Annotated in this window: 23 protein-coding genes; 8 read left to right on the top strand and 15 right to left on the bottom strand. The window is 47.4% G+C overall.

What is annotated here, in order from left to right:
- Positions 1–18: 18 nt before the first annotated feature.
- The gene (gene hisI, locus ACZ5QV_RS03160; protein ID WP_464601186.1) at positions 19–381 is read right to left on the bottom strand and encodes a phosphoribosyl-AMP cyclohydrolase; all 363 of its coding nucleotides are present in this window, start codon (positions 379–381) and stop codon (positions 19–21) included.
- Between the two features lie 87 nt (positions 382–468).
- Positions 469–2,487 carry an amylo-alpha-1,6-glucosidase gene (locus ACZ5QV_RS03155; RefSeq protein ID WP_464601185.1) on the bottom strand — a complete coding sequence of 673 codons (2,019 nt, stop codon included), beginning with the start codon at positions 2,485–2,487 and terminating at the stop codon, positions 469–471.
- Positions 2,488–2,687: 200 nt separating this feature from the next.
- Between ACZ5QV_RS03155 and ACZ5QV_RS03150 the strand changes: the two genes are divergently transcribed.
- From ACZ5QV_RS03150 to ACZ5QV_RS03130, 5 genes are all read left to right on the top strand, one after another.
- Positions 2,688–3,677: a hypothetical protein gene (locus tag ACZ5QV_RS03150; protein WP_464601184.1), complete on the top strand. Its 990-nt coding sequence runs from the start codon at positions 2,688–2,690 to the stop codon at positions 3,675–3,677.
- Between the two features lie 23 nt (positions 3,678–3,700).
- A complete protein-coding gene (gene tnpC, locus ACZ5QV_RS03145) occupies positions 3,701–5,173 on the top strand; it encodes an IS66 family transposase (RefSeq protein WP_464599339.1) in 1,473 nt (490 codons plus the stop codon).
- A 44-nt stretch (positions 5,174–5,217) separates the two neighbouring features.
- A complete protein-coding gene (locus tag ACZ5QV_RS03140; protein ID WP_464601183.1) occupies positions 5,218–5,448 on the top strand; it encodes a hypothetical protein in 231 nt (76 codons plus the stop codon).
- 418 nt (positions 5,449–5,866) lie between these two features.
- Complete coding sequence (locus tag ACZ5QV_RS03135; protein WP_464601182.1) at positions 5,867–6,190, top strand: HesB/IscA family protein; 324 nt, start codon at positions 5,867–5,869, stop codon at positions 6,188–6,190.
- A 395-nt stretch (positions 6,191–6,585) separates the two neighbouring features.
- A complete protein-coding gene (locus tag ACZ5QV_RS03130; protein WP_464601181.1) occupies positions 6,586–6,939 on the top strand; it encodes a nascent polypeptide-associated complex protein in 354 nt (117 codons plus the stop codon).
- 406 nt (positions 6,940–7,345) lie between these two features.
- On the opposite strand, the gene ACZ5QV_RS03125 is transcribed toward ACZ5QV_RS03130, so the two are convergent.
- The 10 genes from ACZ5QV_RS03125 to ACZ5QV_RS03080 all read right to left on the bottom strand — a co-directional run bounded on the left by ACZ5QV_RS03125 (position 7,346) and on the right by ACZ5QV_RS03080 (position 15,158).
- The gene (locus ACZ5QV_RS03125) at positions 7,346–7,495 is read right to left on the bottom strand and encodes a 30S ribosomal protein S27ae (protein ID WP_464601180.1); all 150 of its coding nucleotides are present in this window, start codon (positions 7,493–7,495) and stop codon (positions 7,346–7,348) included.
- Between the two features lie 11 nt (positions 7,496–7,506).
- A complete protein-coding gene (locus ACZ5QV_RS03120; RefSeq protein WP_464601179.1) occupies positions 7,507–7,830 on the bottom strand; it encodes a 30S ribosomal protein S24e in 324 nt (107 codons plus the stop codon).
- Positions 7,811–8,401, bottom strand: coding sequence for a GTP-dependent dephospho-CoA kinase family protein (locus ACZ5QV_RS03115; RefSeq protein ID WP_464601178.1), 591 nt, complete (start codon positions 8,399–8,401; stop codon positions 7,811–7,813). The genes ACZ5QV_RS03120 and ACZ5QV_RS03115 overlap by 20 nt, the downstream gene beginning before the upstream one ends.
- A gap of 1 nt (position 8,402) precedes the next feature.
- Complete coding sequence (gene spt4, locus ACZ5QV_RS03110) at positions 8,403–8,588, bottom strand: transcription elongation factor subunit Spt4 (RefSeq protein ID WP_464601177.1); 186 nt, start codon at positions 8,586–8,588, stop codon at positions 8,403–8,405.
- Between the two features lie 56 nt (positions 8,589–8,644).
- Positions 8,645–9,217, bottom strand: coding sequence for a DNA-directed RNA polymerase (locus tag ACZ5QV_RS03105; RefSeq protein WP_464601176.1), 573 nt, complete (start codon positions 9,215–9,217; stop codon positions 8,645–8,647).
- A 521-nt stretch (positions 9,218–9,738) separates the two neighbouring features.
- Entirely contained in the window at positions 9,739–10,104 is a 366-nt protein-coding gene (locus ACZ5QV_RS03100; protein WP_464601175.1) for a type II toxin-antitoxin system VapC family toxin, read from the bottom strand.
- A complete protein-coding gene (locus ACZ5QV_RS03095) occupies positions 10,101–11,330 on the bottom strand; it encodes a translation initiation factor IF-2 subunit gamma (RefSeq protein WP_464601174.1) in 1,230 nt (409 codons plus the stop codon). Before ACZ5QV_RS03095 ends, ACZ5QV_RS03100 begins: the two co-directional genes overlap by 4 nt.
- Positions 11,331–11,580: 250 nt before the next feature.
- On the bottom strand, positions 11,581–12,744 hold the full coding sequence (locus tag ACZ5QV_RS03090; protein ID WP_464601173.1) for a formate--phosphoribosylaminoimidazolecarboxamide ligase family protein: 1,164 nt from the start codon (positions 12,742–12,744) through the stop codon (positions 11,581–11,583).
- A gap of 718 nt (positions 12,745–13,462) precedes the next feature.
- Positions 13,463–14,266 carry a stage II sporulation protein M gene (locus ACZ5QV_RS03085; protein WP_464601172.1) on the bottom strand — a complete coding sequence of 268 codons (804 nt, stop codon included), beginning with the start codon at positions 14,264–14,266 and terminating at the stop codon, positions 13,463–13,465.
- A 37-nt stretch (positions 14,267–14,303) separates the two neighbouring features.
- Positions 14,304–15,158 carry a DUF63 family protein gene (locus ACZ5QV_RS03080; protein ID WP_464601171.1) on the bottom strand — a complete coding sequence of 285 codons (855 nt, stop codon included), beginning with the start codon at positions 15,156–15,158 and terminating at the stop codon, positions 14,304–14,306.
- A 432-nt stretch (positions 15,159–15,590) separates the two neighbouring features.
- Here ACZ5QV_RS03080 and ACZ5QV_RS03075 point away from each other — a divergent pair, with 432 nt between their 5' ends.
- From ACZ5QV_RS03075 to ACZ5QV_RS03065, 3 genes are all read left to right on the top strand, one after another.
- Positions 15,591–16,661 carry an NAD(P)-dependent glycerol-1-phosphate dehydrogenase gene (locus ACZ5QV_RS03075; protein WP_464602019.1) on the top strand — a complete coding sequence of 357 codons (1,071 nt, stop codon included), beginning with the start codon at positions 15,591–15,593 and terminating at the stop codon, positions 16,659–16,661.
- Positions 16,662–17,082: 421 nt separating this feature from the next.
- Complete coding sequence (locus tag ACZ5QV_RS03070) at positions 17,083–17,532, top strand: UPF0179 family protein (protein ID WP_464601170.1); 450 nt, start codon at positions 17,083–17,085, stop codon at positions 17,530–17,532.
- 79 nt (positions 17,533–17,611) lie between these two features.
- On the top strand, positions 17,612–18,235 hold the full coding sequence (locus tag ACZ5QV_RS03065; RefSeq protein ID WP_464601169.1) for a DUF2150 family protein: 624 nt from the start codon (positions 17,612–17,614) through the stop codon (positions 18,233–18,235).
- Positions 18,236–18,356: 121 nt separating this feature from the next.
- Here ACZ5QV_RS03065 and ACZ5QV_RS03060 read toward each other — a convergent pair whose 3' ends face one another.
- The 3 genes from ACZ5QV_RS03060 to ACZ5QV_RS03050 all read right to left on the bottom strand — a co-directional run bounded on the left by ACZ5QV_RS03060 (position 18,357) and on the right by ACZ5QV_RS03050 (position 22,761).
- Positions 18,357–19,517 carry a glycosyltransferase family 4 protein gene (locus ACZ5QV_RS03060; RefSeq protein ID WP_464601168.1) on the bottom strand — a complete coding sequence of 387 codons (1,161 nt, stop codon included), beginning with the start codon at positions 19,515–19,517 and terminating at the stop codon, positions 18,357–18,359.
- 349 nt (positions 19,518–19,866) lie between these two features.
- Entirely contained in the window at positions 19,867–20,973 is a 1,107-nt protein-coding gene (locus ACZ5QV_RS03055; protein ID WP_464601167.1) for a galactose-1-phosphate uridylyltransferase, read from the bottom strand.
- Between the two features lie 21 nt (positions 20,974–20,994).
- Positions 20,995–22,761: a glycogen synthase gene (locus tag ACZ5QV_RS03050; protein WP_464602018.1), complete on the bottom strand. Its 1,767-nt coding sequence runs from the start codon at positions 22,759–22,761 to the stop codon at positions 20,995–20,997.
- Positions 22,762–22,962 lie beyond the last annotated feature (201 nt).

The raw sequence follows: 22,962 nt of genomic DNA, 5'->3' as shown, positions 1-22,962 counted from the left end.
CAGTAGGCCTTATCAGGCTCAGTAGACATCATCGGGCTCAAAGACTTTCTCCCCGACAACAACCCCTTCCAGGGTCCGGAAGAAGCAGGACCTGTACCCCATGTGGCAGGCTCCTCCCACCTGTTCGACCAGGAGAAGCACGGAATCCAGGTCACAGTCGATCCGGATTTCCTTTACTTTCTGTACATGCCCCGAGCTTTCACCTTTTTTCCAGAGCTTCTGCCGACTCCGGCTCCAGAAATGGGCAAGCCCTGTCTCAATGGTCTTTTCAAGGGCTTCCCGGTCCATATAGGCGCACATCAACACCTCTTTGTTTACGTGGTCTTGGACTATGGCCTGGATAAGGCCGTTTTCGTACTTCAGGCTGTCAAAGTCGATCATGTGCCTTAGATTAGTGCTGTAGTATAAAAATAATAGGGGAAGAGAAAAAAAGAGAGTGAGCCAGAAAAAATGCCTGAAAGATCAAAATCAGGGTTTGGTTCCGAGTACATCTTCCACATAGGCCCGCAAAACTTCCGAAATACTCCAGGCCTGGGCAATGCAGCCTCCGGGGGTGTAAGGAAAATCCCCGTCAAAGACCTCGGAAATACTGCCGACTCCGGCTTCTTCCAGGTGTTTGTCAAAGCCCAGAAGAAGGGCCCTCATGTCTTCCCTGCTTTTTTTAGAGTAATTGTTGACCTTCATGTAAGCGCTAACGAAGGGGCCGAGCAGCCAGGGCCAGACCGTGCCGTTGTGGTATGCAAGGTCCCTTTCCTCCGGGCCATCGTGGTAGCGGCCCCTGTAGTCAGGGTGAGCTCTGGAAAGGGTCCGGAGTCCGAACGGGGTCAAAAGCTCGCGTTCCACCCGGTCCACGATGGCCTTTTCTTTTTCAGAAGGGAGCATGGTATGGGGAAGGGAGACTGCCAGGACCTGGTTCGGGCGAATGGCGGGGTCTTTGATAAGCCTGCCCTCTTCGTCCTCGAATACACAGTCAAAGAGACAGTTTTCCTCCGGGTTCCAGAAAAGGTCCTCGAAGTTTTCGGCGGCCTTTTTGGCAAGTGAATCGAAAACGTCGGAATCCTTCCCGAGCAGTTTCCCGAGAGTTGAGGCGGTCTTTAAGGCGTTGTACCAGAGGGCATTGATCTCACAGGTCTTGCCGGCCCTCGGAGTTACCACCAGGTCACCTATTTTCGCATCCATCCAGGTAAGTTGCGGGCCTTGCCGGATCAGGCAGTCAGAGTCCATTTTGATTCCGAAATCCGTGCCTTTCCGGTAGTGCTCTATGACTGCTTCCAGGCTTTTCCAGACCTCTTTGAGAAATTCGACATCCTTCGTATAGGCATAATAGCGGCCGAGTGCATGGACAAACCAGAGGGAAGCGTCCACGGTGTTGTAGTCCGGTTCCACATCAAAATCAGGGAAACGGTTCGGAATAAGCCCGTTTTTACTGTAAGCGGCAAAGGTCGCAAGGATTGCTTTCGCGTCCTCGAAGCGGCGGGGGATAAGGCAGAGGCCGGGAAGGGCAATCATAGCGTCCCGGCCCCAGTCGGAAAACCAGGGGTAGCCTGCAATCACAGTTTTTCGGTCGATTGCCGGCCGCCTCACGATAAAGGGGTCCGTGGCCCTGAGAAGGGAGAGCGCAAAAGGGTCTGAAAGCTTCGAATTGAAGGCCAGGAGGTTTTTCCGGTAGACCGCTTTTGTGTAGAGGTCTTCGGCCTTTTCGAGGGAAAGGGAGGAGATGTCTTCCGTGGATGCTGCAACGAAAAAACGTAAAGTTCCTGCTTTGAGTTCAGTTTCAAAAAAGCCCGGGATATAGTTGTCTTCCTGAAAAGAGAGGCCTCTTTTCCGCTCCATATCGTACTCAAAGTCGTAGTACCATTTAGGGTCCGGGTGAAAATCAAGGCTGGAAAAAAGCATAAAGGAAAAACCGTTTGAACTTTCCAGTTTTACCCCGTTTTTCAGAGGCTTTTCGGAAAAAGTTAGGTCTTTCGAACGGGTTGTACGGTGAAAGCTCCGGGCGTTTACGAGAGGATTAAGCCTTATACGGGAACGGGGGGACTCCCCCCCCTTTCTCTCCTCCCTTGCATTTTCACATCTTCTGTCTTTGATTTCATAGAGAAGTATTGTCGTGTTTTTGCCGTGGACCAGGAAAAGCTTTTTTTTGACCGTAAAGGCCCCTGCCTGAAAGGTCCAGGCTGGAAATGGAGCGAGGGTGAACTTTTCAAGGTATTGAAAGCCTGTGGGGTAAACCGTGCCGGGATACCTGTGAGCCGCCAGATGGAAGACCTCTTTTTCCTGGGAAAGGTCTTCATCAAGAGAGGAAAATAGAAGGGTTCTTCCCAGAGGTTCCCTGAAACCGGCAACGAGCAGGCCGTGGTAGGTCCTGGAATTGGCTCCTATAATAGAGGAGGAGGCATACCCACCGAGCCCGTTTCCTACAAGCCACTCCTTTTCAATTCCCTTTTCATAATTGGAAAAGGCCTCAGACCCCAACCGATTCCCGCTCATATTTATCAGATTATGTACTGATTTCTTATATACCTGTCATCCACAGGTCTGACATACTCTCAAGTACATGGAAAAAGGACTTTCAAAAATCGAATATTCCAAATATTCCAAAACTTTCGGAATAGATCCCAAAATTTCCGGAAAGCGGGGTCTCAAACATAAAGTATTTTAGTTTTGTAAGATATAAGCAAATGAGAATTATGAAAGAAGACCTTCTAAAACTCCTTGAGTACATTTTCAAATCATCCGAATTCAACGTCACAAAATCCGGCCCATGTGACATCGTTGTTGAGAAAAACGGGTACCGGGCCTTTGTAAGGTGTTCCCTGCAACCTGACTACGAGGAAATAAAGACCTTTTCTCGAAAAATTGAAGAAAACACAGGAATCTATGTAATAACCCGGAAGGCCACGAAAGAACTGAACGAATATGCAAATGATCTCCATATACAGATATGGGATCGGGACGAATTGTCCCTGCAAATAGGAAAGGCTTTTCTGCAAAACATGGAAAAAAAGGCAGGTAAACTTCAGGGGTCCGAAATTCCTGAGGAAAAGGATAGGAACATCCCGGCCTCCCCTGACGGGAAAATGAGATACGCGATAAGTGGAGAAAAATTGCAGGCTGATTTCGGGACCGGGCTTACGCCGCTGGAAAATATGGACTCCGGGAGAGAGAGGCCAGAGTTGAAAAGCGCAGTGGATAAGGATACACCGGGAATCAGGTGGGAGGTAAAGGACGAGAATGAACATAAAATACCGGCAAATGTCGAAAGGTCTTCCGAAGAGTCCTGTGAAGTTTTGAATATAAAATCGGTTGAACCGAGTGTTTCAAAACAACAGGCTATTAACCTTGCAAAGGCTCATCTGAGCAATCCAAAAGACGCAATCCTGAAGTTTGTGCCTTTCTGGAAGTATGGGTATAGCGTCGAAGCTGAAAAACGGATTAAGTCCAAGGTCCTGAGCATTGTGGGGGACGGAGAAGGCTACCTTAATGCTCTGAACAAGAGAAAGGAAGAGATGGAATTTGAAAAGATGGAAAACCCCACCCGGGTCCCGCCTGTTGTATATGAGATTAAAAGGCCCATGGTTGATAAAAAAGAGGCAAGAAGACATATTATAGATGTAACTATTCAGCCATACTTTGAACAAAGGCAATTTTTCCTCGTTTCGAGGAAAAATTGCATATAAAATAACTCTATCTCTTCAGTATCATGCTTACACGTGAAGAGATTCTTGAAATCTATGAAGAAGGCCCTGAAGCAGTCGTTGCTGTAATTCAGAGACTTGAGACTATCATAGAGAAACAGGCTTCTCAAATTGCTGAACTTGAGGAACGTGTAAGGGTTTTAGAGGCTCGTCTAAATCAAAACAGCCAAAACAGCAGTAAACCTCCTTCTACTGACGTTTTTGTGAATGAAAAACCTAAACCTAAGAGTAGCCGCACAAGAAGTGGGAAAAAACCTGGTGGTCAAAAAGGTCATTCTGGAAGTACTTTCGAAATGGTTGGGGATCCTGACCATATAATATTTCATTCCCCTCACTGCTGTGAAAATTGTGGTCATGATCTTGAAGATACTGAAGTTCGGGACTGTGAACGCAGGCAAGAAGCTGATATTCCTCCTGTGAACATCATATTTACCGAACATCGTGCTGAGTCCAAGAAATGCCCTCACTGTGGGAAAATAAACAAAGGTACTTTTCCAGACTCTATAAAATTCCCTATTCAATATGGACCTCGCCTTTTATCCTCTCTTGTATATTTAAGGAACTTTCAATTGATTCCTTATAAACGGATTTGTGATTTGTCAGAGGACTTTTATGGAATACGTATCAGCCCTGCTACCATAAAAAGAGCTGAAAAGGAATTATTCCAGAAATTGGAACCTTTCGAAAAAGCTGTTTTCGAACATCTACGGGTAGCCTATTCTGTACATTGTGATGAAACAGGAATGAGGGTTTTAGGGACAAAATGGTGGCTCCATGTTGTTTCAAACAGTCTGTGGACATACTATTTTGTACATCCAAAAAGAGGATCAGAGGCAATGAATGCTTTGGGTTTTCTTCCAGAATACAAGGGGGTAGTAGTTCATGATGGTTGGGCATCATACAACAAATATGGATGTGAACATGCTCTCTGCAATGCTCATCTTAAGAGGGACCTCACTGGAGTTGAAGAGAATTTTGAGCAGCAATGGGCTAAAAAAGTAAATGAACTTCTGAGTGAAGTAAAAAAATATACCGACGAATGCAGAGAAATGGAAATTCCAATAGATCCAATAAAAGTCAGGGCATTCGAGGAAATATACGATAAAATAATTAAAGAGGGAATTGAAGAAAATCCACCTCCTGACCTCTCAAAACAGGTTAAAAAAAGAGGAAGACCAGCACAAACAAAAGCAAAGAATCTCCTTGATAGGTTCATAAAATACAAGGATAGGATTCTGAAATTCCTCAATGACCTGAGAGTTCCATTTGATAATAATCAAGCAGAGCGAGACATCAGAATGATGAAGCTACAACAGAAGATTTCGGGAACTTTCCGAAGCATCGAAGGAGCGGTAGCTTTCTGCAGAATTCGGGGATACATATCCACTATTAGAAAGAATAGCTTGAATGTCATGGATGCTATTCGAGCGGCGCTCAATGGAGCGCCGCTATTATCCGATAGTTGCAACATTAGCTGAAACTATGCTTTTTTTATCAGTAGGCTGAATAGTTACTTATAGATTTGATAATTGAAGAAAACACCCGGGAGATGCGCTTCAACAACACCACTGGACAGACTATCATCTATGAACAGAGGTGCATAAAACCACGCCCTGAAGACATTGAATTGCAAATGGAGCTTGTGTATGTCCCGATCTGGGAAGTAAAGGGCAAGCGAAACTCCCTTGAGATCAATGCCTGTACCGCCCAGATCCTGGAAGAACCCATGGATGAAGACGCTGAATTCCTGTGAATCACAGCTGCGACTGTTATTTTCCGACAGGCAGATGAGGTAGAGGGGAGCGATAAAGGAGAAACTATCTTCCCTATATAATTATTTTTATGAGTGGAAAAATATATAAATGATAAGAAATAATTATGATTACGCGGATTTCCGATAGAGAAGAGGAAGATTTCCAAAATAATCTCCCGGGAAGAGGCATATCTTAATATATTATATTTAAAGAGAATATATCTCAAATCGAAAAAAAGATGTCAATCCCGCATAAGCGTTATAATGTATTAAATGCAAGACTATATCAACATTTAGGGTTAACATCGTGAAACGTGCCTGATAAGGCAAAAAATACTCTTTAAATAATCCTTAATCAAGCTTATTAATCTTAATTAATTAGTTAATCTTTAATTCAAAAAAATAAAGAGGTAATTTAATGATTGAAGTAACAGACAAAGCCGCTGCAGAACTGAAAGCCATACTTGAAAGCGACGAACAAAACGAAAAAGACGTAGCCCTCAGGATCTATATTGCAGGAGTGGCCTGCAGTGGAGTTCAGTATGGGCTTGCCCTTGATGAAGAAGAAAAAGAAGGTGACATAAAGATGGAGAGTAACGGCATCAAACTCGTGATGACAAAGGACGTCGAAGAGGGATTGGCCGAGGGCAAGATCGACTTCGTTGAGGACGAAAACGGAAAAGGATTCCTGATACGCAACCCCAATGCGGGTGGCTGCGGAACCTGCGGTAGTTGCCATTAAGCCTGCCGGAATGCATGTTAAATACCCCTGAGTTAAAGACTCTGGGGTTTTCTATTACATTTTTATCTGGAGAAGCGTAAAACCCCTGAGTCTTAGCTCAGGGGATATAAGCGTCCACTTTCCGATATAATATTTAATAACAAAACATTTAGATATTAACAGAACTATTTATAAATATTCACTTTTGCGATCGCACAAATTGAAAATTTGTGGGATTTCCAGTGTAACTGGAAAATAACCAAGCGAAAGAGAACTATTTAAAGATACACCGCCGGGACGGCGGGAAGAGCCTGTGGACTCATGGAGGTTACTCCGGGGTATGAAGCAGGAAGCCGGTAGGTCTTTAGCCGAGCGGTAGTTCACAAGAATACTGACAAATAGGAGGTGGGAATCTTATGCTTCCAGGAATGGGAGGCCGGGGAATGAACCCGACCAAAATGAAACAGATGATGAAACAGATGGGAATCAATATTAAAGAAGTCAATGACGTTGAAGAAGTCATTATAAAAACCGCCGATTCCAATATAATCATCGAAAATGCAAACGTCACGATCATGAGGGCCCAGGGCTCCGACACCTACCAGATCGTGGGTGATGTAAAGGTAGTCCCTAAGGAAGTTGAAATTCCCGAAGAGGACGTTCAGCTTGTCATGGAGCAGACCGGCGTTTCCAAAGAAGCGGCCCTTAAAGCCCTTAAAAATTCAAATGGAGATCTGGCAGAAGCCATTGTGGCACTTTCCTCTGCCTGATTTCCTTTTTACCTTATTTTATTACTTTGGGAGCGCGGAGGGTCATGAATACCCCGTCCTTTACAGGCTGTCCGACAATTACTATCAGTAATATCTGAATTCCGTGTTTTTCGATTTAAAGGTTTTATATGCCTTTTTTTTACCTATTTTTGTCCTGAAATTGAATTGTCGGACAGCTTCTTTAGGGCGGGGTGGCCGCACGCAATTTGACTATCAAATATCCTATTTTAAAAACGGACTATCGTTAAATATTCACTCTCTTTTTACCATCCCTATCCCTAAGCTCCTGTATCGGAGAAAAAACAGAAACAGACAAAAAAAGTAATAAATTGTAAAAAGAGTGAACGGGGGCCACAGAAAGCTGTAGCCCGTTTGAAAAAAAGATTGATAAATATCAGGGTGAAGATTATTTCTTGAATTCTGTGTAGCCGCACTTGCCGCAGGTCAGACGGGTTTTGTGATCAGCTAAGAATACCCCGGGACCGCATCTCGGACAGAACTGTTTGAGTCTGGTTACGGAATCGCCCTCGACCTTGTAGTAATTTTTGACTGCCATATTTTTTCACCTCACTCTTCAGTTGTGCTTTCTTCTCCCTCAGCATTCTCTGCGGAGGTGGGGTCCGGGTTTCTCTTCAGGACGTGCTCGAGCTCAATCTTCTTCATGTAGCTTTCTTCTTCATAGAGCTTGGCATACCCTTTAGTTTCCTGCATTCCGAAAATAGGAGTCATTCTCTGGATGACCAGCAGTTTAAGGGGTGCGTTCAACATTGCTGCGAGCTTATTTCTGACATCGCTTCTGGAGGGGGTCGAACCTTCATATTTCACAACGAAATCCAGTTCCCTTCTATTTAAAAGCGGGTTGTTTTTATCTTCACGAATCAATATATCCATTTAAAATTCTCCATATATGGTTTATTTCAGTATTCCGGGGTTCTCCCGGGATAATCTTCTCGAAAAGCTTCAGGATAAAGGCCTTTGTCTCCTCCGTGACTTCCACAAAGACCACTCCTTCATCGGGTTGTCCGTAAAGGACCACCGTGCCCAGAGGGGCCATAACTATCACGGGAAGGGTAGCAAGGTCTTCTTCCCCGCGGACGAAGATCCGGGTCGGGGTTTGAGCCCTGACGGCCTTTGCAATAGTGCTGATAAGCTCATCGGTGATGAGCCCGGCAGGGTTATCCACCAGAACCTCGCTGTACAGCCGGTCCTTTGTCCGAATCAAGACGTCATCTGAAACCGGTAGCCTTTTGGTCCGGTCGTCCACAATGCAGATGTCCGGAATAATCCCGGCTTCGAGCAGGTGAAAGGTAGTAACATCCCCCACGGATATAAGTTTTGTGGGGTTTTCAAGCCGCCCGACGAACTTCTCTATAGTGTCTTTTCCCTTTCCCCTATATAGGGTTCCGAGGGGTTTTTTCATGAGGGGGCGAAGCTCCTCAGGAAGTTCGAACCCAATGCTCAATTCAGCGCACCTTCAGAGCGAATTTATCCGGGATGTCAACCCCGAGTTTTTTAGCGATTTCCGAACGTGAAGGGTCCAGGATAATCACAAGCCCAGTCCATTCTTCGCTCAGGTCCGAGGTCCCGCAGATAGGGCAATTAAGTCCTTCCAGGATCCTCAAACAGTGCCGACATGCTTTATCTGCCATGGCCAATCCTCTTTTCTTTTAATATATTTAAATCATGATTTACAGGCATTAGCAACTCAGATATCTTCGGAAAGAGCCTGTTTTTTCTTGCGGGTCTCTTCAAGCCACTGAAGTTTCCCAAGCGCAGTCTGGCGCATGGTAAGCCCGACCTTGCTTTCTTTGGGTTCCCTCTCGTTAATGCTTACCGCAACGATCCTGGCCCTTACATGGTCTCCTTCCCCGAGAGAATTGCCTCCGCCTTTTGTAACAAGTCTTGCGTTCTTGGCGTCGTAGGAAATAAAGTCATCCGTAATCTGGCTGACGTGCAGAAGCCCGTCCATAGGTCCGATCCCGATAAAAGCCCCGAAACTTACGGTTTCGACGATTTCACCCTCGATAATCTCCTGAAGTTCGGGCAAGAACATAATGGCCTCAAAAGTCACGTCATAGAAAACGGCCCCGTCTCCTATCAGGATGTGCCCTTCTCCTATTTCGTCAATCTTGTATATGGCGACCAGGACACCAAGTTTTTTATCAATTTGCCCCTCAAGCTTTTCTCGAAGCAAATTTTTCACAGTAAAGACCACATCTTCCCCGAGCTGAGTAGGGGGGATGCGGATCGTATCAATAAGCCTCATCATTTTATACATCTATTAATCACGACCCCTCAGGCAGGATGCCTGCGACTTTAGTCGTGGGAGGAATGCCGTACACTTTTAAGCATTCCATTCCACTTTTGGATTTCTCCACTCTGCTTTTGAAACAAGTTCCCGTAGCAGGTAACGCAGTTTTTAACGATCTCCCCTCGCCAATGTTGAATATGCTTAGTCAAGCACAGCACACCGCCCCTGGCTCTCAGGACTTTTAATATTGCACGATAGAGCTACAAATTGAAGAAGCATTTGAATCATTTGCAGTTATCATGACATGTCCAATGTAGTCAATTAAGACTCAGGCTGGTCAATCAGGGCTTTCCGAAGCAAATCCCCCACTTTCGAGGTGGGTTATTGACCCGTAAAGCACGATATTCAAAATGGTACCCGGAAACGGTGGATTTTTTAAACCAATGTCTGTAAGGAAACGACAAATTTTCAAAAAGACGTTTATTAAAAAACGCCGGATTTTTAAACTGACGTTTATTAAAAACGCCAGACTTAAAAAACCGACTTCCTTAATCAAAGTCCAGCCGGTTTTTTTGCCGCAAAGAAAGCACGGAAATTCCTTTCGCTTTCAGCCTGCGCTTTAATTCAATGTCATTGGTAAGGACAGCCGCACCCGTATCTTCCGCAAGCCTGAGGATAACGTCATCTGCAGGGCCGGTGCCATCGAGCAGGACGCAGCGCCCTGCCATGGAAAGGGCGACTTTTGCAGCCCTTTTGTCCGAACCCTTTGCCCGCTTTACCAGCATCTCAAGCTCTTTCAATACCGCTTCCGGAACAAAAAACTCGTAGAGACCGAGCCGTTTCAGTTCCTCGAAAATATCCACCCCGAACTGGACGGGGATCATGAGCCCGTTTGTATCGAGAATGACCTTCAACTCTTGATAACCCCTACTCCGATAAGCCTCCAGCGAGAATCGATCCTCCGGCTTATTGCGACCATTGCCCCGAGAGCTGCGCAGATCGGACGCTTGAGCACTACCTTGGCGTCTTTTGTCCTTGCGCTTGTGACGATTCCCACGGTGGTAGCAGTCCCGATATTCAGCATAAGGGGTTCGCTGGTCTTGATCTCATTGATCTCAATTTCGTCTTTGGTTACGCCCACCACCCTTTCAAGCAGGTGCAGTTCCATTGTGAACTGGTGCCTGGTGTCGGGAAGGGTACCCGGAACGCCAGCGACCTGACCGGTTAGAGAGTCACCTTTTGTAAGGGCCGGGTCGAGGAGAGTTCCTACGGCCAGCAGTCCTCCGGGGGTTGCTTCATCGACCTTTGAGGCTCCTGCATGTACGGAAGAAATCTTTGTGAGGATTGGGACCCATTTCGTGCTGCCCTCGCTCGTTACCTTAAGCCCGGGCCGGATTTCAAGTTCGTCTCCGGCGTGTAACGCTCCTTCCGTAAGCGTGCCTCCTATAACTCCCCCGTGGATACCCTCGATATCTGTCCCGGGTTTGTTGATGTCAAAGGACCTGGCGACCAGCATATGGGCCGGTTTGTCCACCTTGTGGACCGGAGTGGGGACCCTGGTTTCCAGCATGTCGATCAGAGCGTCGATGTTAACGTTCTGCTGGGCCGAAATCGGGACAATTGGCGCATTTTCCGCAACTGTGCCCTTCACGAACTCCTTAATCTGCTTGTAATGCTCGATCAGTCTCTCCCTTGGGACAAGGTCGATCTTGTTCTGCACAATAACGATGTTCTCGATCCCGATAATGTCAAGAGCCATCAGGTGTTCCTTGGTCTGCGGCTGGGGACAGTCCTCATTTGCGGCTATTACCAGCACCGCTCCGTCCATAATCGCAGCCCCGGAAAGCATGGTGGCCATCAGGGTCTCGTGCCCCGGAGCGTCCACAAAGGACACGGTCCTGTGTTCTTCCGTTTTCTCCCCACAGTTAGGACAGGTCTTTTCAACCGTGTAACCCTGAGGTTCAGGACATTTGGGACACTTCCTGAATACGGAATCCGCATACCCTAAGCGGATTGAAATACCTCTTTTTACTTCTTCGCTGTGTGTATCCGTCCACACGCCTGAAAGGGCCTTGACAAGCGTGGTTTTTCCATGATCGACATGACCTACCATGCCGATATTAACGCAGGGCTGACTCAAGTTATGATTTCCTCCACTAAAATGATGATAAAGATATTAAGATGTAACCAGGTATGAACAGGGAAAATCCCGAATCCCTAATAAAGGAAAGCAGGCCTGGCTCATTAAGGGCCCGGATCTGGCTGCCGGGAAAGAGCTTGATATAAATTTTAGATAGTGATATAAAGGTTGCAGATTCCAGCCATGTTTTTTAAAGTTTGCGGTGAACTGCAATATTCATATCTACTAATGCCGGAAAGGCTTAATAAACTTATGTGACGATCATGTCGAGCTTTTCCATTTCCAGAGCGCGCCTGATCTCTAAGGCAACTCTCCTGCCCGTACTCATTGGTTTCCTCCATAAAGTGTTTCCGTAGGAATGCCCGACCGACATGTGCACGTTGGTCCCGCCGCCCACCCGGGGGGCCACATCATAGATATAAAAGTTCAGGTCCTTGTCAATGCAGGTCTGGAGGCAGAAGGGACCGATAATCCCGGGAGCATAGTGTTTCTTTGTAGCTTCCACGAATTTTTCGCCCATCTCGAAGACCTCTTCGAGGAGAGATTCCCGAAGGGTTGCCGAGTTGTGCCCGCAGACCGTGTATTCAGGGGTGAGCTGCTGCTCGGAAAGGGTCATCTGCTGCGGGGCCGAAAGCCTGACATGCCCGTCCAGGCTGGTCTCGAAACGCCAGTCCACCCCGAGAATTTCCAGAGGGCTCATCTCGGTCTCGAGAGGAGAGTAAAACATATCAAAGTTAAAGACAGGGCCTATGATGTAGCGCTCGATCCGGGCGGTTTCAAGGGCTTCCCTGGTGATTACTCCCTGTCTGATAAGGGCTTCGGATTTTTCCTGGTATTCTTTATAAGTCCCGGCCGTGAAAAATCCTCTTTCCAGTTTCTTTACAGCATGAGGGAGCTTTACCATGACCAGTTCGTCGATGTCTTCCGGGTTTTCAATTTTTTCCGGGAAAGGAAGGCCTGCCTTTTCTAAAATCCAGTAGTAGCTCTGCTCCTCGCTTCTTTCCTCACTCCGAAGCAGGCTCCGGGATCCCACCATCGGGACTCTGAAGGAGTCTTCGATTTCATCAATGCTGCAGTAGGAGGTAAAGGAGCGGTTCGGGATAAAAAGCACGTTTTCATCGACCAGTTTCTGCTGGTTTTCCGGGAGCAGGATTTCGTTGAACTTGTTGAAGACCAGAGCTTCGTCCACAACCCCTCTTACAATTCTCCCGTAGGAGTCCCGCTTTGCCCTGAAATATTCCGTGTAGGTCTTTTCTCTGCCAGCCTGGCAGATGGCGAGAGTCTTGAAGTTTTCCTCAACGGCCCCGTCACAGATGTCGAGTCCGGAGTGAGAGGCCACGGCTCCCACCTTGATCTGGTCAGCGTTTTCGTAATATTTTTCGGTAATTTCCTGTATTTCTTTTCGGTCAATCATGTATAATGCCCTCAAATTTCGGAATCAATTTTTCTGAATAAATAAGTTTTAAATCTCAAATTAAGAATGATGAATATATAACTTCAGGTTTTATTTTGGGAGTTGCTTCATACTCATACATGTTGTGTTTTTGTGTGAGGGGATGTTTGGTGTGTGCATTCAAACCACGGAACACACGGAATACACGGAAAAAGACGGCAGGAAGACGCCATTGAAGGCTGCTTTGGTGTTGTTTAGTCCTCTTGAGGGAGCGTAGCTCCCGAAAAGGACCTCGTGCTCCCGAAGCGAAACTCGGGTGCCGAAGCGAAACTCGGGGAAGACGGCAATTACGGTTTTTCCGGCATTTTTCAGTCATTTTTAATGAATCCAGGGTCGTTTTTGAATTCGATTGCATTAATATCCAATTTACTCACCGGCCACAGGCCAGTTTCCGTGTCTGTTCTGTGTTTTCTGTGGTTAATAAATGGTAAACAAAAATACTTGATATTATATTTGACCCATTCCTAAGACCTTAACTGAGGAGCCCTGGACAACAAATTAAACGTTAAATTCCGGATATTTCTTTGACTAATAAAAGCGATCATTTATAAGACTAGCCTTAATGAAAACGCTCATTATCAGAAATAGCCTTAAAAAGCCTGCGGTCTTCAATCCAGCCTGCGCTCCATCTGGCTATTCCCATCACAGGCGAGTAAATCCCTCTCAACTCCGAAAGCTCTCAACTCCGAAAGAGTTGGAAAATGAGGGGAGTTATAAATGTTTCAATTACGGCTGCCACAAAGAGGAGGGGCACGACCCAGCGGAAATAGAAAATAATTCCCCGCCTGATTTCTTTTTTCACCCCGGCCTGCTTCCCGATAAGGGAGAGGAGCACCTGGTGCCCCAGGCGAAGCCCGATTCCTCCCGCTAAAAAGATCATGGGGAGTTCCACGATTCCATGAGGCAGGAGGGCCAGCAGAACGCGGAAAATCCCTATTTCATCGGCCACGACACGCGAAATTACACCCACCACAAAACCGTTGAAGACGATAATCAGGAGTGGAGCAATTCCCAGGACCAGCCCCAGGATCACTAAAAGCAGGCCCACAAAGGAGTTGTTCAAAAAGATGAAGAACATTATGTAAACCGGGTGCATGTCCAGGATCGAGCCGAAACTGGCTTCGAAGCTTTCAGTGATCATATCGGCCAGTTCCGGGAAATAAGATAAAGAGACATATCCTGCAAAGGCCGAGAGGATAAAAATAAGGAACATGAACAGGACGTAAGGGCGGATAAGCCGCAGGTAGTCCAGAGCCTCCGATTGCTTACAGCATCCTTTATTACCGTATCCACCGGGGCTTGCAGGAGGAAAAGCAGCATTTTCTCCACCGGAGGGAAAAGATGCCGAGTCGGGACCGGTTTTATCAGGGAAATTAATATCGGGCCCACTCAGGGGTTCAAGACCAGTTTCATTTAGGAACTCAGGACTGGTTTCATTTGGGAGCTCAGGACCGGTTTTATTAGAGGCTTCGTCACTTTTCATAGACATATTTCACTCCCTAAAAAATCCCGACATTTTCTTAAATCCCCAGCGTCATCCGGATGGTATTCCGGCAAGCGGGGGAAAGGCCCAGGATAAGGATCACCATTTTGATCAGCATCCTGAGCCTCGAAGTCTCCTCGTCGTCTTCAAACTGGGTGTCGAGCACGTAAAGGACTCCTATGAAGATTATAAGCTTCAAAGGGTACATAACCAGCGCGGTGCCTGTCAGCTTAATTAAGTAGGCGGGTAGCACATGCTTTTCGTAGTAACCCAGCTTCTCGATCCCGATTACCGTGGAGGAAGCGTCGAGAAGGTGGGCCATGAGGATCGAGAGGTTCAGGGGATTGGTAAAGATCCTTGATCCCAGGACCCGGGCCACTCCTAAGAAAACAAGAGTCATCCCACCCCCTGCTCCGAGCACGAAGAAGGGCACGTAGGCCAGGACCACATCTTCAAAATAAAGCAGGGTGGCCAGGTTTCCCAGGAACCAGAGAAGCCCAAAACCCGCAAAGGCAACATGGAAGTTGATGAATCCGGCATTGTGTAAGCGTAGTGAAAGCCAGAGGCAGACCACTGTAACCGCGAAGACCAAAAAGTAAATATTGGGGGTTATTAAGAGGTAGCTCCAGGGAGCATCGAAAATCCCGGCCGGGGAATCCTCAAGAACCCTGAGAGAGGAGCCCGCAAGCACAAAGGGCAGGACAGAAGCGATAAAGCGGGGGTTTACCCTCACTTTAAGGGTGTTCAGGAGCCTGTAGACTCCGAAGATACAGATTCCCAGAATCAAAGCCCAGGTAAGAGTGTTTACCACGTTGTAACCTGAATCATTCATTATCGGGTCCAGATAATAAACATGAATAAACTGCGAAATTTTATCTATAAGAGAGTCCATCCTTATCACTTGTTCAGAATAGCAATATCCTAATACAATTAATACCTACTGTATTTAAACAGAGAAACCGGTTTCGAAAAAACCGATTTCGAGAAAACCGATTTTCGGAATTAAAAAATTCATTTTCCGGAAATACCTTTTTCGGAAATTATCCATCTTCAAGAACATTTATCTCAGACAGCAGAAGATCCCTTCCTCGATGTTTCTAATTGATAATTAGAAACTCCTGTTAAACCTATGGTTTAACACGACAGCTGAAGGCTGACAGCTGGGGGCAGTTCACTTGAAGGTTCCTGTATAAATTGATGAGTTATATTTATAAGTTGACCAGTCCTATTTATAAGTGTTATTTTATATATATCATATGTATAAATACCTGGGGTTTAAATAATACAGAGAAAACCGGGGTCACAAATATAAATTTATGCGGGTATTAAATTGAGCGGAAGCAAAAACAGTGAGAAATGGATGCAGTTGCCAAGAGACGTGCTGATAGGGCACGGGGTCATCGAAAGTATTGGAAGAGTTTGCGAAGACCTGAAACTGCGGGGAAATGCCCTTATAGTAACTGGCAAAACCACAAAGGACGTTGCGGGTAAAAAGGTCATGGACCTTCTGAAAGACTCCGGAAACAATGCCGAAATGGTGCTTACCAGCAGTCCCACAATAGAAGAGGTGGAAAGTGTCCGGGAAATAGCCCTGGAAATAGACGCGTCTTACCTCCTGGGAGTTGGTAGTGGCAGGTCCATTGATATTGCCAAGCTTGCGTCCACCCGGCTACAGCTCCCCTATATCAGTGTGCCCACGGCTGCGTCTCATGACGGGATTGCATCTTCCCGGGCCTCGATCCTGGACAACGGGAGGAAAGCCTCGGCCGAAGCAAACGCCCCGATGGCCGTTGTTGCGGATACCGAAATTATCTCGGAGGCCCCTTACCGTTTCCTTGCAGCGGGCTGCGGGGACATTATATCGAACTACACGGCGGTCCTGGACTGGGAACTTGCGGGCAGGCTCAGGAACGAGTACTTCGGAGAATACGCGGCGGCTCTTTCCCGCATGGCAGCCAGGGTAATCATCGAGTCTGCAGGCTCCATCAAACCCGAACTGGAGACCTCGGCCCGCCTGGTGGTAAAAGCTCTTGTCTCAAACGGGGTTGCCATGAGTATTGCAGGTTCTTCAAGACCTGCTTCCGGCTCAGAGCACATGTTTAGCCACGTTCTTGATAGGCTGGCCCCGAAACCGGCCCTGCACGGAGAGCAGTGTGGAGTGGGAACCATCATGATGATGTACCTGCATGGAGGGGACTGGCAGGAGATCAGAAACGCCCTGAAGACGATTGGGGCCCCCACAAGTGCGGAAGAGCTGGGAATAGAGGATAAATATATAGTAGAAGCCCTGTTACAGGCACATACAATCCGTCCGGACCGTTATACCATCTTGGGAAGCGGGCTTACCCCTTCCGCTGCGGAAAAGGTCGCAAAAGTCACGAAGGTCATAGGGTAAACTAAACCCCGCCGGGATTCAAAAAGTGCAGTCCGGAAGTATTCGGGAAACCGGTTTTCCGAAAATAGAAGAGACCTGTATAAACAGGGATTGCATATCATAGTTTTCAATGTTCAACATTATACAACTATCACAATCATCTGGATTTATCGATTCAGGGATTTCCGTAAATCAGGAATTTACAATAAAGAAAATCCCAAAAATACATCAGAAGGAAATACATGCGTCTTCGGTTAAGTGAGGAATCGTGATAAATTGCATCCATCTTTGCAACAATTGTATATAATATACGTTGATGCGGGGGTGGAACAAGGTATCGATTTTAGGTTTGGAGTCCAAATTATGAATTAATTTCGGTTCCAAAATCGATAGCATACAGGCAAGAAAATTCCTTAACCGATGACCAATGGAAGGAAATACCATGGCAGAAAGCGATACAAAAATAACTCTTATCGGATCACGTCTTGCAAGAGAGGGCCTGGAGTTCATATTCAAGGGAGAGATGCCGGAATGTGAGAGATGCCGGTTGAGAAACACCTGTCTAAACCTTGAATCCGGGCGCAGGTATCGGATTGAAAGGATCAGAAACAATGAAATTCACCAGTGTTTCCTCCACGACGGCGGGGTTGTGGCCGTGGATGTCAGCAGGGCCCCTATTCCGGCAACTGTGGAGTCCAGAAAAGCCATCGAAGGGGCAACATTCGTGTACGAACCCCCGAAATGCGACAACAGGGACTGTAAAGAATATAAGACCTGCCACCCCGAAGAGCTTTTAAAAGATGACAAGTGCAAAATCGTAGAGGTCCTGGAAAACATCGATACGGAATGCACGGCCGGCCACTCACTAAAAAAAGTGAAACTAGCCTGGTAAGCTCAACAACACCTTTTAGTAATAAAAAGAATGATTGATAAATAAGTAAAAAATGTTATATGTGGTGTTACTCGTGCCTGTGAAGGAACTAAATCAATCCCCTTACGAATTTTATACTCAGAAACGCTGGGATAACTGGCTTGCCCAGGCAAAGAACAGCGGCTTTGAGATAAAGGAATCGGAATCAGAGGACCAGCCCGGGAAAGAAAGCGCAATATTCGTGAACATGGTAGACGATGTTATCCTCGCCTGCCTGAAGGTCATAGCCCGGTTTGAAAAAGGCGCAATCTCCGATGAGGGGGCCCTGGAAATCTTTGAACAAATAAGGGAGATCGTGCTTTCAAAGATTGATCCGATTTCCGATGATATCGACCTTATGATTGACTCCGTACAAAACTCCCTTGTGGGCACACTTGCTGCCTTCGAGTGCTTTGTCCTGGGAGATTATGAGGCGGGTGAAAACCTCACCGACCTCATAAAAGCAGCTCTGGAAGCCGAGGAAGATGAAGAACTCCAGATAGCTCTGGAGTTTACCGCTCGCTGCGGGGCATCCATTATCAAAGGAGAGAGCCTGCCCGATGAAATAATGGCCGAACTGCCCTTCGGACTCGTCACAGAATGGCTTGACGGGATTGACTCCATAGCAGCGGCCATGGTAGGTACGGACAGCTACAAACAATTTGACGAAAAAGGAGACGATTGATTCTTTATCTACCGGACCCGGGGATAAAAGGACTCTAAAATCAGGTTTCCGGAAACCCCCGGGGTTTTTCTTTTCTTTTCTTTTCTTATTTTTGTGATACAAACTATTTTTTGATTTGGGATTACTTTCCGATAGCTTTTTCGTATACTTTAAGGGTGTCCGAGGCTATCAAGTCCCAGTTATATTTTGATTTCATGAGAGAAAATCCCTTTTCTCCCATCCGGTTCCGGCCAAATCCATCGAGCACGTAATCGAGGGCCCAGGCAATTGATTCCGGACTCTTGTAGGCAACGACCCCTGTCTTGAAATTGTCCACAAGGGCAACCGCATCGGTCACAACCACGGGTTTTTTCGCATCCCAGGCTTCGAGCACCACTATTCCGAAGGGTTCGTTTCTGCTCGGCACACAGACAAGGTCGCAGGCATTGAACCAGTCAATCACCGTCCCGTCGGGGGCATAGCCTAAGAAAGTGCAGGCCTCCGTAATCCCGAGTTCATGGACCCGGCGTTCACAGCCGGAACGGAGTTCCCCTTCCCCGATGAAGACGAAATGCACATGGCGTTTTTTCAGGACCCGAGCCGCAGCTTCGACCAGGAGGTCTGGGCCTTTCTGGTAGCTCATACGGCCCGTAAAAAGCACGACCGGAACGCAGGGGTGTATTCCGAAACTCTTTTTAACGGCCCCGGGGTCAAGTTTTTTCATGATTTTTCCAACCCAGAGTCCGTTAGGGATTTTCGAGACCTTGTAGTCAGGGACCCCGTAGATATGCTGGATCTCATCCCTGAGTATATCAGAGGTTGCAATCACCTCAGCTGATTCATAGCCTCCGAGCCATTCCCTATGCGAAATCTCCCGGGCTTCCCACCAGTCCGCGTGGCGGTTCCCGTTTCTCCCCCATTCCGTACTGTGGTAGGTGAGCAAGAAAGGTAGTACGAACCTGGTTTTTATCCTGCATAGCACATTCACGGGGTGCCAGTCATGCCCGTGCAGGACATCGAACTTTCCGAAACTTTCCTGCACCTCCAGAAACCGGCAGTACATGGCATCACACATACGGTTCATCTGCTCCACGACCCCTCCGGAGTGGTCAAAAGTTACCTTATGGTAATGAACCCCCTCAATCACTTCCTCCCCGTTTTCAAGGTCTCGGGTAAAAAGGTGGACCTCCTGGCCCTTCGCCGCAAGAGCTTCAGATAATTCGGAGACATGCGGCGAAATCCCTCCGACCCTGATAGAATACAGACTTTCCCATGCAAACATTCCGATACGAAGCTTTTTCATAAACTCACATAACCTTTAATTTTAAAGAGTTGGCATATAAATCAGGATATAGTTAAACCCGGGCCTTTATTAACCCTGCTCAAATAGTTTCTGCATGAAAGTAGATCCATGCAGGGCCTGAAAAGCCGTTTAACCGAAAGAATCCCACACAATACCGGTAATTATTATAAATTCCAGACAGACGTGGACCTCAAAAGATTATATCCTGCAAAAATATCTTGTTAATTAACCTGCTTAAAGTATTACTCATTTACCACCAATACACACATCCCATAATTTTATTCTCTTGTTAATAATAGATAAACATATCTGTAAAAAAATTCCCTGTTTTTTGAATAATGTCCGGGACTCATTTCACCCTCAGAAAGGAAGCAGCCTTCTCCGGAGAAACGGTATTTATATAGATTTCAGTGTTCAGCTCGAAGCCCGCGGGGAGAGAAAGCCGGGGCACAAGTCTGAGGGAAAGGTGATACTCCTGAGCTTCGGAGATGTGGAACATACAATTATAGGCCGGTCCCCCGAGTTTTTCCCTATATTTTGAAACAACGGCCCTGAGCATATCCCCAAGAGAAAAAAGGAGATCTTCGGAACAGGCCTCAAGTCCACATACGTGTTTTTTCGGAAGGACCCAGACTTCAAAGGGGACTCTGGAACAGTAAGGGGCAAAGGCTATGCAGTCCCTGTTCTCCAGGATAAGGCGCTCAGACCGGATTTCCTTTTCAAGAATAGCGCAATAAGGACAACTATCCAGTTCCCGGATTGCCCGCAGTTCCTTTTCAAACAGGGGAGGGAGCAGGGGCAGGGCAAGAAGCTGACTGTGAGAGTGATCAAGAGAGGCCCCGGCGGCTTTTCCAAAGTTTTTGAACAAAGAGACGTAACGGATTTTATCATGCCGCCGGTAGTGGGCCACCCGGTCCCTGTAAACCTGCATGAGCAGCCTTAACTCCTCATCGGAAAAATCCTCAAGGTTCCTGCCGTGGACAGGAGACTCGACAATCACCTCATGAAAACCAAAACCGGGAACAGCTTCGCACCCGAAACCCGGAAGCCCGGAAAAAGCAGGGCCCTGGGAAAGGGACGGAGAGAAGGATGGGGACGAAGAGAGGGTGGGAGACGGAGAAAGGGCCGGAAAAAGGTTAGGGAAACACCTTATATCCCAGCCCTGTACCCTTTCAGCGCCTTTTTCAAAAAGAGCCCCATTTTTATATATCGCGGAGGCCGGAGGGGTCCTGCCTTCATTTCCTGCGCAAAAAACACAGGAGGAAGAAAGGAGAGAGGAAGCTTCCAAATCAGAATCCAAACCAGAATCAGAATTCAACTTAGACTCCGGTCCGGGAGAAGAAGTCCGCGTATCCGTCTCCTGCGGTTCAGAAACAAACTCAAAGGGTCTCTTTGCCCTATCCTCGGCGATGATGCAGTAATCGGAGAGAAAATAGTGTTTTCGAATTTCTGACATTTTAGAAAAACCCCGTGTAAATTATGATTTTTTGCCGCCTGGCCCCACCTGTCTACTGAACCTCCTCGCTGTCAGGAGTTCATAGTACTGTTCCACGGGCTTTTTCCAGTCCATGTCCTTTGCCAGGAGGTAAGCCTCCCTGCAGAGCAACTTGTACTTAACCCGGTCATCCATAAAATTGCGGATAAAGTAACTCATCGCCAGGGCATACTCAAGGACCGTTTCATAGTAAGAAAGGTCAATATTATCAACAATTATCACCCCGCCCAGTCCCTCAATCAGAGACTCGTTGGTTCTGACCGCATCACTGAACCCGCAGACCCGGCTGACCACGCAGGGAGTAACCTCCCTTCCAGCCTCGAGCCCCGTAAGCAGGAAGGGGTCATAGCGGGAAGGAAAAATCCCGGCACAGCAGCCGGCCATAAAATCCCCAACCTCCATTTCGAGCCCCCCGGCCTGAGCCGAAATGATCTGGGGGTAGAGGACGGCCGCCACGTAATGCCTGCCCCTGGCAAGCCTGGAACATTCCAGCCCTTTCTCCTCAATCATGTTCTGGAGGAGGAGTTCGTTTCCTACGAGAATGTCCCTGGGCAGGTTGACGGGAAAACCTTCGGGCAGGTTGGACTTGGGGCCCTCGGCTGTCACAAGGAAACATACGACCCTGATCCCTTCTTCAAGGTGCCCTTCAAGGACGCTGTTTTTTATGATGTGCTCAAGGCCCACAAGGGCATCAAGCAAGTCCGGATAGCCCTTGTTATCCAGTTCTATGCGAGAGATTGTAAAAATGGGGATGACCTTCTCAGGCTCGATTTTTTCCCCTCTGTAGTGCGTGTACAGCTTTTCCGAAAGGAAGGTCTGGATTTTTTCAAGGCAGCGTTCTTTGCGTCCCCAATCGATTCTTTCGGAATCGATGGAAATCCCGTTTCGGACAACGATTCCGTCAATCCCGTAAAAGAGCTTGGCTTCCTGCCTTGTGGACTCCCCGACCGCTGTGACCACGTCGGCACAGGAGGCCAGGGCTTCGAGGGCTGCCATGTTTTCGGAAACTCCCGAAGGCCAGGTGCTGTCGTTGTTCCGGAGTTTTGTGATGGCCCCGCTGCCCGCGGTCCGGCCCGGAAGAGTGGCATGAAAGGTCGCAACTGTATTTACGGGGACACCCAGTTTTTTCAGCCTTGCGATTGCATGAAATGTCCCGAACTCGTGGCAGTGTAGGGCAACCTTCGTACAGGGAATGGCCCGGTCCGGCCCGGAAGAGGGACTGGCTTTATCCACGGCCATGATTTCTCCATTCGTCCCGATAAGGGCCCTAATAAATTCGGAGATGGCATAAGAGAGGGAAAGGTAATGGGTGTATTCGGGTCCGTTTCCCATCATTTCGTATTTCATAGAGTCGAGGTCCAGGAGCTCATAGGCCTCGCCCTTGACCCGGTTTTCGAGCGTGATTCCGGCGTTTTTGTAGCTTGTTCGGACCCTTCCGAAATTATCCGTTTGAAACATCAGGTAGCCTATTTTTACGTCCCCTACCCTTTTTTCCCCCGTAAAAACATTGATTCCCTCCTCCGAGAGGGCTTTAAGGGCTGTGGATACGGCTTCGTCCGGCTGGAAGGGCTCAAATTCCTCCATCCCGGTAATCCGGTTTAGGCCCTTATTCCAGTCAGCTCCCCTGTACCCGTAATAAGGACCTGCGACCAGGATTTGAGGGACGGGACAATCATCAAATTTCCCGGAACCTGAGAGGGACGCAAGGGTCTGGGCTTCGGCATCGATTACGTTCCAGATCCCGCCCATCTTGTTCGAGCGGGGCCCCCCTTCTTCCCCTGCGATCACAATATAACTCTTTTCATTATTTACTTTAAAATTCGGATTGGGACTCAACTCAGGACTCAATTCTATCACCTTTACCATCTACCAGTACGTACCTATCCTAGAAATATGTCTGGAAGGGGCAAAAAACATGTGCGTCCAGAAAAGATAAATCAGGCATGAAAC

Source organism: Methanosarcina baltica, from assembly GCF_055394095.1.
This window is presented reverse-complemented; position numbering and strand designations above follow the sequence as displayed.